At 39.1% G+C, this 16,605-nt stretch carries 18 protein-coding genes and 1 other annotated feature; all 18 genes read right to left on the bottom strand.

The genetic code is table 11. The features are described from left to right. Positions 1 to 115: 115 nt before the first annotated feature. The gene (locus tag RTR43_RS01830) at positions 116 to 1,426 is read right to left on the bottom strand and encodes a solute carrier family 23 protein (RefSeq protein ID WP_312469231.1); all 1,311 of its coding nucleotides are present in this window, start codon (positions 1,424 to 1,426) and stop codon (positions 116 to 118) included. Positions 1,427 to 1,600: 174 nt separating this feature from the next. Then, a complete protein-coding gene (gene pyrR, locus RTR43_RS01825) occupies positions 1,601 to 2,143 on the bottom strand; it encodes a bifunctional pyr operon transcriptional regulator/uracil phosphoribosyltransferase PyrR (protein ID WP_312469229.1) in 543 nt (180 codons plus the stop codon). Positions 2,144 to 2,331: 188 nt separating this feature from the next. Then, complete coding sequence (locus tag RTR43_RS01820; protein WP_312469228.1) at positions 2,332 to 3,237, bottom strand: RluA family pseudouridine synthase; 906 nt, start codon at positions 3,235 to 3,237, stop codon at positions 2,332 to 2,334. Beyond that, positions 3,209 to 3,718 carry a signal peptidase II gene (lspA, locus tag RTR43_RS01815; protein WP_312469227.1) on the bottom strand — a complete coding sequence of 170 codons (510 nt, stop codon included), beginning with the start codon at positions 3,716 to 3,718 and terminating at the stop codon, positions 3,209 to 3,211. Before lspA ends, RTR43_RS01820 begins: the two co-directional genes overlap by 29 nt. Before the next feature lie 120 nt (positions 3,719 to 3,838). Beyond that, a complete protein-coding gene (locus RTR43_RS01810; protein ID WP_312469225.1) occupies positions 3,839 to 4,135 on the bottom strand; it encodes a hypothetical protein in 297 nt (98 codons plus the stop codon). Between the two features lie 343 nt (positions 4,136 to 4,478). Next, on the bottom strand, positions 4,479 to 7,244 hold the full coding sequence (gene ileS / locus RTR43_RS01805; protein ID WP_312469224.1) for an isoleucine--tRNA ligase: 2,766 nt from the start codon (positions 7,242 to 7,244) through the stop codon (positions 4,479 to 4,481). Positions 7,245 to 7,397: 153 nt separating this feature from the next. After that, positions 7,398 to 7,637, bottom strand: a binding site (T-box leader). A gap of 49 nt (positions 7,638 to 7,686) precedes the next feature. Further along, positions 7,687 to 8,202 (bottom strand): DivIVA domain-containing protein, encoded by a 516-nt coding sequence (locus RTR43_RS01800; protein WP_312469223.1) that lies wholly within the window; start codon positions 8,200 to 8,202, stop codon positions 7,687 to 7,689. Between the two features lie 84 nt (positions 8,203 to 8,286). Further along, complete coding sequence (locus RTR43_RS01795; protein ID WP_312469222.1) at positions 8,287 to 9,060, bottom strand: YlmH family RNA-binding protein; 774 nt, start codon at positions 9,058 to 9,060, stop codon at positions 8,287 to 8,289. A gap of 28 nt (positions 9,061 to 9,088) precedes the next feature. Further along, positions 9,089 to 9,352: a YggT family protein gene (locus RTR43_RS01790; RefSeq protein WP_312469221.1), complete on the bottom strand. Its 264-nt coding sequence runs from the start codon at positions 9,350 to 9,352 to the stop codon at positions 9,089 to 9,091. A gap of 6 nt (positions 9,353 to 9,358) precedes the next feature. Then, on the bottom strand, positions 9,359 to 9,820 hold the full coding sequence (locus RTR43_RS01785) for a cell division protein SepF (protein WP_312469220.1): 462 nt from the start codon (positions 9,818 to 9,820) through the stop codon (positions 9,359 to 9,361). A gap of 11 nt (positions 9,821 to 9,831) precedes the next feature. After that, positions 9,832 to 10,509 carry a YggS family pyridoxal phosphate-dependent enzyme gene (locus RTR43_RS01780; RefSeq protein ID WP_312469218.1) on the bottom strand — a complete coding sequence of 226 codons (678 nt, stop codon included), beginning with the start codon at positions 10,507 to 10,509 and terminating at the stop codon, positions 9,832 to 9,834. After that, on the bottom strand, positions 10,506 to 11,336 hold the full coding sequence (gene pgeF, locus RTR43_RS01775) for a peptidoglycan editing factor PgeF (protein WP_312469216.1): 831 nt from the start codon (positions 11,334 to 11,336) through the stop codon (positions 10,506 to 10,508). The genes RTR43_RS01780 and pgeF overlap by 4 nt, the downstream gene beginning before the upstream one ends. Positions 11,337 to 11,406: 70 nt before the next feature. Next, positions 11,407 to 11,676, bottom strand: a complete 270-nt coding sequence (locus RTR43_RS01770) for a YlmC/YmxH family sporulation protein (protein WP_312469214.1) — start codon at positions 11,674 to 11,676, stop codon at positions 11,407 to 11,409. 144 nt (positions 11,677 to 11,820) lie between these two features. After that, entirely contained in the window at positions 11,821 to 12,600 is a 780-nt protein-coding gene (gene sigG, locus RTR43_RS01765) for an RNA polymerase sporulation sigma factor SigG (protein WP_248733665.1), read from the bottom strand. Between the two features lie 158 nt (positions 12,601 to 12,758). Further along, the gene (sigE, locus tag RTR43_RS01760) at positions 12,759 to 13,478 is read right to left on the bottom strand and encodes an RNA polymerase sporulation sigma factor SigE (protein WP_248733666.1); all 720 of its coding nucleotides are present in this window, start codon (positions 13,476 to 13,478) and stop codon (positions 12,759 to 12,761) included. 44 nt (positions 13,479 to 13,522) lie between these two features. Beyond that, a complete protein-coding gene (gene spoIIGA, locus RTR43_RS01755) occupies positions 13,523 to 14,449 on the bottom strand; it encodes a sigma-E processing peptidase SpoIIGA (RefSeq protein WP_312469212.1) in 927 nt (308 codons plus the stop codon). A 219-nt stretch (positions 14,450 to 14,668) separates the two neighbouring features. Further along, a complete protein-coding gene (ftsZ, locus tag RTR43_RS01750) occupies positions 14,669 to 15,802 on the bottom strand; it encodes a cell division protein FtsZ (RefSeq protein WP_312469211.1) in 1,134 nt (377 codons plus the stop codon). Between the two features lie 42 nt (positions 15,803 to 15,844). Next, positions 15,845 to 16,605: cell division protein FtsA (gene ftsA / locus RTR43_RS01745; RefSeq protein ID WP_312469210.1), on the bottom strand; the 761-nt coding region annotated here is incomplete at its 5' end.

Below are 16,605 nucleotides of genomic sequence, written 5' to 3'. Positions count from 1 at the left end.
GATTAGTCAGGGTGTAAACATTTACGAAACTATCAAAGTTAGGAAGTAGATCCTAAATCTAGTTACGTATTACACCCTTATAAGCCTCTCTGGACTTAGTTAAAAGGTTTCTTTATTATGCTGTTTTTTGTCCTTCATTTGTTTGCTCTTCAAACATGTCTTCACTCACTGACTGTCTGCCAGGAAGTATGAGGTTTAACACTACCCCCAAAATCGCTGCTAAGGCCATCCCTTGAATTTGGATATCCTTAAATGGCAGCTTGAGGATGGCTCCACCAATTCCGATAATTAGAATGACGGATGAAATAACCAGGTTTCGTTTATCATCAAAATCAATTTTACTATCCACTAACATTCTTAATCCTGATGAAGCGATAATGCCGAACAGCAGGATGGAGACACCGCCCATAACTGGCGTGGGTATCGTTTGGATTAACGCTGTTATTTTTCCAATAAATCCGAAGATGACCGCTAAAACAGCTGCACCTGCTAGTACATAGACACTATAGACGCGGGTAATTGCTAGGACACCAATATTTTCGCCGTAGGTGGTTTTTGGAGGACCGCCAACCAAGGCTGAAATCAGTGTTGCTGTCCCGTCCCCAAGAATCGAACGATGTAGGCCAGGTTCTTTAATATAATCACGACCGACGACCTTACTAAGGATTAATTGGTGGCCGATATGTTCAGATATGGTTACAACCGCTACTGGTACCATTAACCAGAAAATGTCCCAGGTAATTTTCACCTTATAGCTTACAAACGGAATAACAAATTCCGGCATTTCCAACCAATCCGCTTTCATTACCGGTTCAAAATCGACGATTCCTACCATTAAGGCGTAGAGATATCCAACGATAATTCCTGCTAAAATCGGGATAATGCTTAATATTTTTTTGGCAAAAATCGAGAAGATGATGGTTGCAGCCAGTGTGACCAGCGCTGCAGAGAAATGGAGCATACTATATTTTCCAGCGGGATTATTCATCGCCATTCCCACAGCTGTTGGTGCGACGGACAAGCCAATAACAATGATCACAGGTCCAACCACAATTGGTGGTAGCAAGTTCATAATCCAGCGATATCCTGCTTTACTGATAATTAAAGCAATAATCCCGTATACAAAACCTGCAAGAAAGGTACCAATCATTGCAGCCCCTGGTCCCCCTGCTTCATTGAGAAGTTTTATTGGGATAATATAAGCGAATGACGACCCGAGATAGGCCGGTACTTTCCCTTTTGTAATTAATATAAATGCCAGCGTACCGAGTCCACTTGAGATTAGTGCAATTGCCGGACTTAAGCCGACAAGGTAGGGAACAAGGATTGTTGCCCCAAACATGGAGAATAAATGCTGTATGCTTAATGTCAGCCATTGGCCTGATTTAGGAATCTCTTCTACGTCTAATATGGGTTTGTTGCTCATGTTTATCTCCCCTGTTTTTTATAATATTTAGTTTATGTTTCGTATTTTTAATATAAAAAAAACCTCTTTGCCCATGAAGGCACAAAGAGGGTTTAGAAAATGCCGCATTTTATAAAACCAACGGCTCTTTCCCCTTTGTCAGCCTCACGGGACTGCATTTAAAAGGGCTGCTATTTATTTTTCAAAGATGCTAACTTGGTCAAATTTATCCACTTCGGTTAACTCGACAACAATCTTTTCATCACTTGATGTTGGGATGTTTTTTCCTACATAATCAGCTCTTATCGGGAGCTCGCGATGGCCACGGTCCACTAAGACGGCTAGCTGAATGGCTGCGGGGCGTCCAATATCCATGAGAGCGTCAAGACCTGCCCTCACCGTTCTGCCTGTATATAATACATCGTCAACAAGAATGACTTTTTTATTACTAATATCAACCGGGATATCAGAACCTTTCACAAGTGGTTCTTGATTGTCCGTTTTTTTCGTTAAATCGTCGCGATAGAGGGTAATATCTATTTCACCAACTGGTACCATCTTTCCCTCAATGTCATTAATTTTAGCAGCTAGGCGTTCTGCCAGATAGATGCCTCTCGTGCGAATTCCGACGAGAATGCAATCATCTATACCTTTGTTTCTTTCAATAATTTGATGGGCAATCCTGGACATTGCCCTTCCGATTGCCTGCCCATCAAGGACAAGTGCTTTTTGGTTCACTTTTACACCTTCTTTTCTAAAAATAAAAAACCTCTCACCGGTTTTGGTGAGAGGTTAACATGTTAATTTAACAGATAAGGCATAAATGCCTTAATCTTTAACCGTTTCCTTCTCAGCCTCACGGGACCGAATTAAAGGGCTTATTTAACTATAGTCATCTTACTTTAAATCTCTGCTTTCGTCAACGATTATTTTCGAAGGTGCTCAAGCAAACGGATGATATCTTCAGGAAGTGGAGCTTCAAATTCTAAATACTCACTAGTTCTTGGATGAATAAATCCAAGAACACCAGCATGCAAGGCCTGGCCATCAATATCCAGTGTTTTTTTCGGTCCATATTTCGGATCCCCAGCAAGCGGGTAACCGATATATTTCATATGGACACGAATTTGATGAGTTCTTCCCGTTTCTAATTGACATTCTACAAAGGTAAAGTCTTTAAAGCGTTCAATGACATGAAAATGAGTCACGGCATGTTTTCCATGATCAACGACTGTCATGCTCTGTCTGTCCTTTGTATCCCTGCCAAGTGGGGCATCTATGGTTCCAAAGTCATGCGGAATCACCCCGTGAACGATTGCTAAATATTTCCGGGTGACGGTTTTCTCGACTAACTGGTTGACGAGGCTTTCATGAGCCATATCGTTTTTCGCAACCATTAATAACCCCGAGGTATCCTTATCTATCCGGTGAACAATCCCTGGCCTCAACACCCCATTAATACCGGATAAGTCTTTACAGTGCGCCATTAATCCGTTAACAAGTGTCCCCGTCATATGTCCTGGTGCCGGATGAACGACCATGCCTCTTGGTTTATTCACAACCAAAACATCTTTGTCCTCATAATAAATTTCCAAATTTAATTCTTCAGGTATCACATCTAACTCTTCCGGGTCGGGAATAGTGATTTCAATTTGATCCTTCAAACTACATTTATAATTTGTCTTAACTTTTTGTCCATTCACAAGAACATTACCATCTTTAATCCATTGCTGCACTTGTGTTCTCGACCATTCTTCATCCAAACCTGAGATCACTTTATCAATTCGATCTCCTTTTTGGTCTTCAAGAATGGTGTGGTCCATTTTCTCCATAAGTTTTCTCCTTTGAAGCTCTCTCTTCGAGTAACATCTGAATCATCAATAATACTACACCGATTACTAAAGCTGAATCCGCGATATTAAAAACAGGAAAATTATAGCCAAAAATATACGTATGTATAAAATCGACAACTTCTTTTCGAAACACGCGGTCAATAAAATTTCCGATTGCTCCGCCAAGCATAAAAGCAAGAGATATACCTAGTAACCTTTTACCTTTTGCTGCTTTATGAATATAATACATAATAGCGAATATCACAATGATGGTAACTACGTAGAATAGCCACATTTGCCCCTGCAGGATTCCCCATGCAGCTCCGCTATTGCGATGTGAAGTAATATACAATACATTATCAATAATCGGAATACTTTCTCCAAAAAACATATTGTTTACAATTAACCATTTGGTAAATTGATCTAACAAGATAACAAAAAGAGCAATTAAGTAATAAAACACTAAGAAATACCTCCACATCCACCTAGACTTTTGTCTAGCTACAGCATCCAACGACTAGTATACCTCGCTATACGGACGCTTACGCTTTTCTTTCTCTTAGCATTTTAGCATACATACTAACAAAACGACAATCAAACGTTATAAATAAGAAGTTGATATCGGCTTTTTGTAATAGCTTCCTAAATTTCCCGAATCCTTTATCGACTTTATTGTAGGGATTATTTTTAATAAATCTTCTGGTAATAGCTCACCGGAAATTTCACATTCCCCGAAATTTCCGTCCTTTAATTTTTGAATAGCTGATTTAACATCTGATAGTTCTGCTTCCAAAATAGATGTTAACCAATCCTGCTTTTGTTTGTTTGTTAATGATTGTTCAATTTCTTTTTGTGTTTGACGGAGTTCCAAAAACAGCTCTTCCTGCATGGCATTCATAGTGCTATTACCTCCGTTAGGTCATTTGTCTTATTATATCCGGCAACGTATAGCTGACACGGGAAAACATTTGACATCATCAACAACAATTAACGAAAGAGGATAATTAATGAAAAAACCCTGAGCAATTAGCTCAGGGCCTACTTTTTTATGCGATAAGAAAGAATAATTTTCGACTTCGAGAATTGTCCAGCTCCAGCGCCCTAGCGGCTAGTGTCCTTCGCACTCCGCCCTACGATAAGTCAACATCGAATCGCCTTACGGCTCTTCGTGTTTCCTTTATCTCAGTTGGAATGCTCCAGGCCATACGCCGCTAAACAGGGCGCTTGCGCTTTTCTTATGCCTAGTGTGAATAGTTTTCTTTGATTACTTCGGCGCAGCGTGGGCAAAGGGTTTTATGCTCTGCATCTTGACCAACTTCTGTTGTAACAATCCAGCAGCGTTCACATGTTTCACCCTCAGCCTTTGTAATAACAATGGCTGCTGTCTCTAATTTAAGCGCATTTTCAGGTGCTTCATCGTATGAGCCCGCCACTTCAAAGCCTGAGACGATAAATAACTGTTTCATATTTTCTTCAATCGAATCTAAAAGAGCCTTCGATTGATCATTAACATAAAGGGTAACTTTTGCCGTTAATGATTTCCCAATGACTTTTTCATTTCTAGCTTCTTCCAATGCCTTTAAGATATCGTCACGAAGCTTCATGAATGCAGTCCATTTTTCCTCTAGGGCTTTCGCACCCGCAAGCTCTTGATACTCTGGAAGGTCAGTTAATTGGACACTGTTTTCTCTAACAGCAGGAATGAATTTCCATACTTCATCTGCCGTATGAGAAAGAATTGGCGATACCAATTTTGTTAAGACGAGTAATGATTCATACAGAACAGTTTGAATTGCACGGCGCTCATGGTGATCAACCGCTTCAATATATAAAACGTCCTTTGCAAAATCAAGATAAAAAGCACTAAGGTCCAGTGTGCAGAAATTATTAACCGCGTGATAAATACCTGCAAACTCATAGTTCTCGTATGCATTACGAACATATTTAATCAACTTATTCAATTTAACGAGCATAAATTGATCAACTTCACGTAGGTTTTCATAAGCAACTTTATTTACTGCCGGATCAAAGTCTGCTAAGTTTCCGAGCAAGAATCGGAAGGTATTACGAATTTTACGATATACCTCGGCGACCTGCTTTAAGATGGCATCGGAAACACGGACATCCGCTTGATAATCAACGGAAGCAACCCACAGGCGTAAAATATCGGCACCAAGTTGATTCATGACCTTCGCTGGTACGACGGTATTTCCTAATGATTTACTCATTTTTCGTCCTTCTCCATCTAAAGCAAATCCGTGGCTTAGGACACCTTTGTATGGTGCTTTACCTGTTACCGCAACTGCTGTTGAAAGCGAAGAGTTAAACCAGCCGCGATATTGGTCAGAGCCTTCTAGATAAAGGTCAGCTGGACGAACTAAATCCTCTCGTTCAAGTAAAACGGCTTGATGTGAGGAACCAGAATCAAACCAAACATCCATAATATCGGTTTCTTTTGTAAATGTTCCGTTTGGACTTCCTGGATGGGTAAACCCTTCAGGAAGCAAATCCTTTGCTTCTCGTTCAAACCATATATTTGATCCATTGTCACGGAATAAATCAGACACATGATTAATGGTTTCATCGGTAATGATTTCTTCACCATTTTCTGCATAGAAAACAGGAATTGGAACACCCCAGACCCGCTGACGAGAAATACACCAGTCACCACGGTCACGCACCATATTAAATAGACGAGTTTCGCCCCATGCCGGAACCCACTTCGTTTCCTTTACGGCTTCTAACAGTTCGTTACGAAAGTCTTTAATCGAAGCGAACCATTGTGCTGTCGCACGGTAAATAACCGGTTTCTTTGTTCTCCAATCGTGTGGATAGGAGTGTGTGATAAACGAAAGCTTTAACAGTGCACCAGCTTCTTCTAACGCTTGTACAATCGGTTTGTTAGCTGTATCGTAAAATAACCCTTCAAATCCCGGTGCTTCACTAGTCATGACACCTTTATCATCAACTGGACAAAGTACTTCTAAACCGTATTTTTGACCAACATAGAAGTCATCTTCCCCATGTCCTGGAGCTGTATGAACGCAGCCTGTTCCAGCGTCAGTAGTAACGTGTTCACCTAACATTACTAAAGAATCACGATCATATAATGGATGTGCTGCTACAATATTTTCTAATTCCATACCTTTGACCTTTTGAACAACAGCAACATTTTCCCAGCCAATTTCTTTTGTCACTGCTTCTAAAAGTGCTTCTGCAACCAAGAACTTATCACTATTTACTGAAACAACCACATAAGTAAGATCAGGATGAACAGAAATTCCTAAGTTTGCAGGAATCGTCCACGGGGTTGTTGTCCAGATAACAATTTGAGTATCCGTATCAAGAACACTCTTCCCGTCTTTCACCTTAAAGCCAACATAGATGGATGCAGAGCGTTTATCCTGATATTCAATCTCGGCCTCGGCAAGTGCAGATTCACTTGATGGAGACCAATAAACAGGCTTAAGACCTTTATAAATATATCCCTTTTTCGCCATTTCACCGAATACTTTAATTTGCTGTGCTTCATATTCCGGTTTAAGTGTAATATATGGATTTTCCCAATCCGCGCGAACACCTAGACGTTTAAATTGCGAACGCTGATTATCAATTTGCTCAAGGGCATACTTGGTACAAAGCTCGCGGAATTCAGCCACGGTCATTTCTTTCCGTTTGACGCCTTTATTTGTTAATGCTTGTTCAATCGGCAACCCGTGTGTATCCCAGCCAGGAACATATGGGGCATGGAAGCCGCTCATGGATTTAAAACGGACAATCATGTCTTTTAAAATTTTATTAAGTGCATGGCCCATATGGATATCCCCGTTAGCATAAGGAGGTCCATCATGCAAAACAAACATTGGGCGTCCGCTAGTACGTTCCTGTACCTTTTGATAAATATTCATTTCTTCCCACTTAGCCTGAATCTCAGGTTCTCTTTGCGGAAGGTTTCCTCGCATTGGAAATTCCGTTTGCGGCATTAGTAACGTATCTTTGTATTCCATTTTTTCTTCCTCCTGTATATCTTGCTATTGAACAGAATGACCATTTTTCTAAAGAAAACTCGCCGATGGCGAAGACTGAGGTGTAATTGCATTTATGCCTGATGGGAAAGTAATACTTTCCTATCGGCAAATAAAAAAACCCTCTCATCCCAAAATAGGGACGAGAAGGTTTAATTCCCGCGGTACCACCCTGATAAATAGTACGATGTAACATACTATCCTCTTTACCATTCGTAACGTGAATAACACGCCAGAGCCTACTATCCATTAGTGGAATTCGGTCCGGAACTCAAGGGTGATTTTCCAATTTTTCTGCTTTACCGGGCTCTCACCCTCCCCAGTTCGCTTAAGAAAACAATAGAAAAATTGTACTGTCCCTATCATAGTCATGACAATCTAATTTAACTTATTAAAAAATTATATGCGAAATAATACCAATACGTCAAGCTAAGGAATCTTCTTTTTCGTGAATTTTTAATTCTGTTGCATCCACTTCATACTCCAGTAAATGATCCCAATCGTCTGTGTTCAGCATATCAAGCTGTGCTTCAATCAACATTTTGAAACGAGTCCGGAACACCTTTGACTGCTTCTTTAAATCCTCAATTTCAAGTGCAATTTTTCTCGCTTTTGAAAGGGATTCGTTGACAATCCGGTCTGCATTTTTCTCAGCTTCTTTAATTATTAGTTTTGCTTCCTTTTGGGCATTACGTTTTACGTCTTCACCAGCTTCTTGAGCAATGATGATTGACTTGTTGAGTGTCTCTTCAATATTCACAAAATGGCCAAGGCGATCCTTCATTTCATTTAATCGTTCTTCTATTTCTTTCTTTTCTCTAAGTACTAATTCATAATCCTTGATGACTTGATCGAGAAATTCGTTCACTTCATCTTCATCGTACCCGCGAAAACCTTTATTAAACTCTTTATTATGAATATCTAACGGCGTTAACGGCATTAATGCCACCTCCATACGGTCTGTACTTCTATATGTATAAGGAAATATTCGACATGTTTTTCGAAAACCCTTCAATAAATTGAATTATTTTTGCTTTCCGACGATAATTCTCCATTTTTCTTTCTTTGTTTTTCCATCAATACCAATAATTTTTGCTCTTCCATAACCTCGAACAGAAATCATGTCACTTATTTCACAATGAAACGCAGGGTTTTCGGATAATGCCCAGTTTACTTTCACTAATCCCTGTTGAATAAAAGTTTGCGATTTTTGCCGCGATATATGATAGATACCAGAAATGACAGTATCCAGACGTAAAGAAGTTACTGTTAAATCATTTTCTTCCCATAATTCTTTTGCAGAAATCGCTTCCCCTAAACTCGTTTCAACTAATTTTACGCCTGCCTTGCCTATTGATTCGACATTGCTTTTAATAAACTCAATGACTTCCTTAGCAGCAAAAAATTGTATTCTTCCATCCTTAATAAGAATGTCACCAAATTTCCCCCGCTTTAACCCTAAAGACATGAGCGTCCCTAAAACCTGACGGTGTTCAATCGTCACAAACTTGGTTGGATAGTTAATTTCAAACAGACTAATTTGAAATTCGTCCTCATTTGTTATCAAATAATCAGGATAAATCAATGCTCTTTTTCGTTCAACATTAAGACTGCCGCCAAAAAGTTGAAAGTTTACATCGCCATTTTCTCCAATTATCATTTTAAGAATATGCTGTTCTCTTGGATCTAGAAAATCAGTCAGTTTAGGGGTATATTGTGTCTCCACATAATTCTTCCATTGCAAGACTTGGTCGATAAATTCCCGTTCTTCAGGCCGGAAATGCTGATAAATGTTCATTAATATATACACAACCTAATTCAATATCTTATGTGAGCCAAAGAGAAACTTTGTCTAAACCACTACGTGCTAAGTTTAGAACAAGGAAAGCAACAATAGGAGAAATGTCCATCATCCCAATTGGAGGAATGATTTTTCTAAATGGCTCCAAATATGGTTCACAAATTCTTCCCAAAAGTTGACCAATCGAGGATTCCCTAGCATTAGGAAACCATGACATTAAAATGTACACAATTAATGCGTATGAATAAATAGTAATTACTTGCTGTAAAATACCAAAAATTAAATTCATTAAATTCTACCACCTCGTAGTTTGATTTTCATAATCAGGAATAAGGTCTGAAATATTCCCTGACACCTCTACATTATCAGGAGTACATAAAAATATACTTGAACCAATCTTTTGAATATCTCCGCCAAGTGCATAAACTACACCGCTTAAAAAGTCGACAATTTGCCTGCCTTGCTCATTATCAATACGCTGCAGATTTACTACTACCGCTCGGCGACTTTTTAAATGATCAGCAATTTCCGTTGACTCTGAATAGGCTCGTGGTTCTACTAATATTACCTTGGAAGCCTTTGATGGATTTGTAGAATTTGAAGTCTTTTGAACACTTTGCAGACTGACAACATTTTTGCTTTTCACTGGCGGTAGCTTTTGTTTTACTGGTTCATTCGCCACTACATGGTCGTCATTGTTATCATTATATTCATCATCTAAAAAGAAAAATGTTTTTAATTTCGATTTAATCGTCATATTTTCCTCTCCTAACCATCTTCACCAACGAGGGCTGTACCTATTCTTACCATTGTTGCCCCTTCTTCAATAGCAATTGGAAAATCTCCCGACATTCCCATCGACAGTTCCCTGCAGGGGGCAAAATCTAAATTACTGGCTTGTACTTGATCGCGAAGTTCCCTTAATTTGCGAAAACAATCACGAAGCACCTGTTCATTTTTCGTAAGCGGAGCCATTGTCATTAAACCTTCTACGCTAATATTATCAAAAGGGCGAAGCGATTCAATAAATCCAATTGTCTCTTTTGGTGATAATCCATGCTTTGTATCCTCCTGAGAGACATTTACTTGTACAAAACATTTTATCTTGTGGCCCGCACGTTTATTAATTTCTTCAGCAAGTGAAAGCCTGTCCAAAGAATGAATATACTCAACTTTATCAATAATATTTTTCACCTTACGTTTTTGCAGTGTTCCGATAAAATGCCAGTTAGGCTTGTCCCCTAAAACCTCCCACTTTTCCAGGAGGCCTTCATCGCGGTTCTCACCAAGATTTTTTATCCCTGCTTCAAACGCCTCAGATGCTCTTTCAATGCTTACATATTTTGTGACAGCGATTAATTTCACTTCGTCAGGATTTCTATTTACCTTAAGGCATGCCTCATTTATTTGTTGATTAATGTGTTCAAGCTTTACTGCTACCCTCATAAACGATTCGCAATCTCCTTCCAGCCAATAACGCTTACCATTCTTCCTGTTTTACCTTGATCACGGCGATGCGAAAAAAACTCCTCATGATTGCAGCTGGAGCAAAGTCCTGTAGTAAGGATATTTTGATCCGGCACACCGGATTTCAAGAGTATTTGCCTGTTTAATTCTCGCAAATCTAAAGAATATTGATCATCTTTAATTAAATTATATGGTAATATTTCGTTATCTTCTAGTGTATTTTCAACTAAGTTAATTATACGGTCATCAACGATATAACATTTTTCACAAATGGATGGTCCAATTGCGACAAAAATCTGTTCAGGCTTAATGCCTTCCCTTCCCCATGCTTGTATCATTTCGTTAGCAATTTTCCCCACTGTTCCTTTCCATCCCGCATGGGCCGCTCCAATCATCTTTTTTTCGGGAGCAATAAAAAAAAGAGGGACACAGTCGGCAAAGCACAGCGTTAGCAGGATGCCCTCTTCATTCGTATAAAAACCATCGGTGCCTTTAAATGAATGTTCATAGGAATCGGAACCTATCCCTCGGTCTGCTTTGGTAATCTTTTTAAGAACAATGTCATGTGTTTGTTCTGCTCCGACCCAATAATTTAGCGGGAAATTTAGCAACTCAGAAACCTTTTCTCTATTTAAACGAACAGCACTTACTTCATCTCCAACGTGAAAGCCCAAATTCAGGGACTCAAAACTCCCTTTGCTCGTTCCTCCACATTTGGCTGTAAATCCGGCGATCAATCCCGGAAATGACTTGGTCCAGCTTTCAAGTGTAAAATAAGAATGATTTAATAAAACAAAGGGCTCCATTTCAATACCTCTTATGTTTTTTCTTTAGTTTAACATGAAAAGAAAAAATGGTCACCGTAAATAGCATTTATCAAACTTCTGCTTCTTCAACTATTTTCTCTACACTACCCTTATACCTAACCAAAATGACATCCTGCCCAATTTTTATTATATTCTTCCAAGGAATTACGATATCCTCATCCTTTCCAAAAAAACCAAGGACTCTACCGTTACCGGAGATTACGACCGCTTCAATTTTTCCTGTCGTTAAGTTAATCTCAATATCACCAATATTTCCAAGACGTTTACCATCCGATACATTGACAACATCTTTTATTTGGAATTCGGAAATCTTGACCACACACACCACTCCCAGTCACATTTATTAGAAATATATGATAACATTCGTCAAATTAGTAAAGAAAAAATAAAGAGGATATCTCAAGATAGTGTCTGACCCCTTTACCACTAGAGAGAGGGGCCAAACACTTTTGAGATATCCTCTTTAACTTTGAATATTTTTATTCATTTGCCTAATAGCTGCTTTTTCTAAACGTGAAACCTGGGCCTGGGAGATGCCAATTTCATCCGCCACTTCCATCTGCGTTTTTCCTTGAAAAAACCGTTTTCGTAAAATTAATTTTTCTCGTTCATTTAATCTTCGCATTCCTTCTTTTAAAGCAATTTCTTCAATCCAATGGATATCTTTATTTTTCTCATCACTTAATTGGTCCATTACATAAATAGGGTCGCCGCCATCATTATAAATCGGCTCAAATAGGGACACTGGGTCCTGTATAGCATCTAAGGCGAAGACAATTTCCTCATGTGGCACTTCTAAAACCTTGGCAATCTCTTCAGCAGTTGGTTCACGAGAGGTTTCGCTCATTAATCGTTCCCTAACCTGAAGGGCCTTATAAGCGATGTCCCTCAAGGAACGAGAGACGCGAATTGGGTTATTATCACGTAAGTACCTTCGAATTTCTCCAATAATCATTGGTACCGCATAAGTAGAAAACTTTACGTTTTGACCTAGATCAAAGTTATCAATCGATTTCATTAGTCCAATACAGCCAACCTGAAACAGGTCGTCAACAAACTCTCCTCGGTTGTTAAACCGTTGAATGACACTTAATACGAGGCGTAAATTACCGTTGACAAGTTTTTCTCTGGCGGTTATATCACCCGCTTGCATTTGCCTGAAGAGTATTCTCATTTCTTCGTTTTTTAATACAGGAAGTTTTGATGTATCCACACCGCAAATTTCAACTTTATTACGAGTCAATCCTTTTCCCTCCTCACAGGAGCTGCTGTACAAAAAACAGTATCTCCTTGAGAAGGAAAAATATGCACTTGTCCCAATCGAGGATAAGTGTATAAATGTCGAAAAATGTAATTAAGACACTAAATTCTTAGGTTTTATGATGGTAAAAATTTTCTTTTCTAGACCATTTTATTAAATTCTTTCCGTAATCTCTTTATGATTCTCTTTTCTAAACGTGAAATATAGGATTGAGAAATACCCAGCATGTCTGCGACATCCTTCTGTGTTTTTTCTTCCCCATTTGTCAGACCGAACCTGAGCTCCATGATCTGCTTTTCACGATCTGTCAACTGATGTAATGCCTTGGTCAGGAGTTTTCTGTCCACATTAGCTTCAAGGTCCTTTGTAATAATATCTTCGTCCGTTCCCAATACATCAGATAATAATAGTTCATTTCCATCCCAATCAATGTTTAACGGTTCGTCAAATGACACTTCAGATCTTATTTTATTGTTTCGCCGTAAGTACATGAGTATTTCATTTTCGATACATCTTGAGGCATATGTAGCAAGTTTTATTTTTTTCTCAGGGTTAAAGGTATTGACAGCTTTAATTAATCCAATTGTACCAATGCTGATTAAATCCTCAATATTAATCCCAGTATTCTCAAACTTTCTGGCAATGTAAACAACAAGTCTGAGATTTCGTTCAATTAAAATGGATCTTGCTGCCTTATCACCGCCGGGCAGTTTTTTTAATAATATCTCTTCTTCTTCTTTACTTAAAGGAGGCGGTAAAGCTTCGCTTCCGCCAATATAATAAACTTCATCCGTTTTCAGACCCATTTTTATTAATATTTTATACCAGTAATAGGATAAGCGAAGTCGCCATTTTTTCATGCATGTTCCTCCTTCTAAAATATGTTTTACTGAGTATAGTATTATTAACTCACTTTCTCAGCCCCCCCTTGCCGCTTAGAACCCGTCAGCATTTTCGGATGAACAATACATTGAAATGCATCATCCACCGATAGCTGCTGCATCGTAAAGGAGACAAGACCCTTTTCACAAAGATATTGTGTTCCGTTATGTTCGATTAAAATAAGATCGGGTTTAATCGCAGCAATGAGCTGATGCTCTTGTCCAACCACGCGACATGGAACAATTCTTAACCTATTTTGCCATTCATCAGGGAATACAAAGCTTCCCATTAAGAGTGGTTCAGGGTCGGAAGCCAGCTTTCTAATTGGTTCAGGGATCGTTTCCATGTCGTTCTTTATTGAGACAAACATCACTGGCAGCCTAGACAACGGATCATATAGTTGATTCCCACTATCCACTAATCCTTTAAAAATCAAGCTTTCACCCTCAATATTCAATCTCACATTGACGATTTGTTCGAATTGAATTTTGGTCATCTCCATTCTTTCTACATTTTTTCTAGAAAAGTGCCAGGCAATCGGAAAGCCAATAAAAACGAACAGCCAACTAATAGGATCGCCAAATCCTTTTAGTACGTTTATTGTCAGCACATAATCATATTGAATAAAAAAATGGGCCCCTATTATTGCTCCTCCAATTAAAAAAGTAGAAACATAAAACGTCATTAAAGCTTTAATAAAGAAAGTCAACCGTTTATATCCGAAGGCTATGAACACCATCATGATTGAACAGATAAGTTTTGAAATTGGATGACTTGTATAGACATTTAATGGTGTAAACGATAATAAAATAATCAATGAACCAATAAATCCCCCTGCAAGTATTCTCCATAGCCTGATTCTTCTTTTTAGAAAAATAGCTGTTAAATAAAGGAGAAGGCTATCAAATAACAAATTAAGAGCCCAGATTACATCCAAATAAACTATCAATCTGCTTCCTCCTTTATTGCTGCTAACTATTGCGCTTCCGCTTTTCTTTTCTGTTTAGGAAAAAGTATAACGTAGATAAGAGGCTGAAGTGTGTCACTTTCTGTATTCAAAAAAACAGAAATTTTCACTATTCACAACGGATTTTGTCACATGGTCTCAAAACTCAAAACTGAAAAAGGCATGCTCCCGATGGGAGCATGCCTTTTTCAGTAAAGTCTCTTAACCTCTTCTATTACGATTGCGTAGGAAGGTTGGTATATCTAACGTCTCTTCTTGCGATACATTCGTGTTCCGTACTGGTTCTTGCGGAGTTTCTTCACGCTTGTGCTCCCTTTTGACAGTGCCAACAGGAGGTTTCGTTTGTCCAAATGAAGGACGAGTTACTTTAGGCTGTGCAACCTCTTCATTAAAACCAGTTGCAATTACAGTTACGATGATTTCATCTTTAAGATTTTCATTAATAACCGAGCCAAAAATCATGTTTACTTCTTGGTCAGTAGCAGTTGCGACGATATCCGCTGCTTCTTGGACTTCATAAAGGCTTAAATTGGTTCCGCCCGTAATATTCATTAACACACCTTGGGCCCCGTCAATAGATGTTTCCAATAAAGGAGAATTAATCGCCTTTTTGGCAGCTTCCGTAGCACGATTTTCACCAGCAGCCACTCCGATACCCATTAGCGCAGATCCTTTATTAGACATAATTGTTTTTACATCTGCGAAATCAAGGTTAATTAATCCAGGTGTTGCAATTAAATCTGAAATACCTTGAACACCTTGGCGGAGGACATTGTCTGCTTCACGAAATGCTTCAAGCATTGGAGTGCTTTTATCAACGATTTCAAGTAGGCGGTCATTTGGAATGACAATCAACGTATCAACGGCTTCTTTCATGGAACCGATACCACCAGATGCTTGGTTTGAACGTTTTTTGCCTTCAAACGTAAACGGGCGTGTGACAACACCAACTGTTAATGCCCCTAAATCTCGGGCAATTTGTGCAATAACAGGTGCAGCACCCGTGCCTGTTCCACCACCCATACCTGCTGTTACGAATACCATATCTGCGCCACGAAGTGCTTCTTCAATTTGTTCCTTACTTTCTTCTGCAGCTTTTTTTCCAACCTCTGGATTAGCCCCTGCCCCGAGACCACGAGTCAGCTTCGCACCAATCTGCATTTTCACTTCTGCTTTTGAAAGATTTAAGGCTTGCGCATCTGTATTAACGGCGATAAATTCTACACCTTGAACACCATGTTCAATCATTCGGTTAACCGCGTTATTACCGCCTCCACCTACTCCAATAACTTTTATTGTTGCAAGAGAATCTAAATTTGTATCAAATTCTAACATGACAAATCCTCCTAATTCGTCGATATTCCTTTTCGATGAAGTTTATTCGAAAAAGTAACCAAGGAATTTTTTTACTTTTGATGACATCTTTTCTTCCGGATGTTTTTCGGGCTTTGCTTTTGGTTGATGTTGCTTTGGTAATCTTTTTTCGATTGGCTCTGATACCGCAGAGGATCCGCTCATGGTTCCCCCTGGTAATCTAGCATTCTTGTAAGCATATTTAATTAAGCCAACCGCTGTCGTATATTGAGGTTCTCTTACACCAATATAGTCGGGTGACGCAATGCGGACTGGAGTTTGGAAAATATCCTGTGCGAGCTCTAGTACACCTTGCATTTTTGCCGTTCCGCCTGTTAAAACAAAACCACCAGGTAAATCAGTCACACCTAACCGTTTCATTTCATGGGCGATTAATTCAAAAATTTCTTCCATTCTAGCTTCAATAATTTCGGAAACATATAGCTGATTAAATTGCTGATGCTGGTCGCTCCCGATAATTGGAACACTGAAGAACTCCTCCTCTGAAGCATTGTCATAGAAGGCATGTCCATATTTTATCTTGATATTTTCGGCATCCTCGGTTGAAGTATGTAGAACCTTTGAAAGGTCATTCGTAAGAAGATCGCCACCAACTGGGATGACGCTTGTCGATTTCAAAAATCCTTCTTCAAACATTGCTATAGAAGTAGACCCGCCGCCAATGTCAATCAGGGCAACACCGAGATTTTTTTCATCCTTCGATAGGGCATAATCACCTGCTGCTAGCGGCTGTAAGATAATGTCTAAAATCTCCAGACCTGCTC

It is taken from the genome of Neobacillus sp. (assembly GCF_031988165.1).
In the GTDB taxonomy this organism is placed as follows: Bacteria; Bacillota; Bacilli; order Bacillales; family Cytobacillaceae; genus Neobacillus; species Neobacillus rhizosphaerae.
The sequence above is the reverse complement of the archived record's forward strand: the minus strand, read 5'-3'. Positions and strand labels throughout refer to the sequence as shown.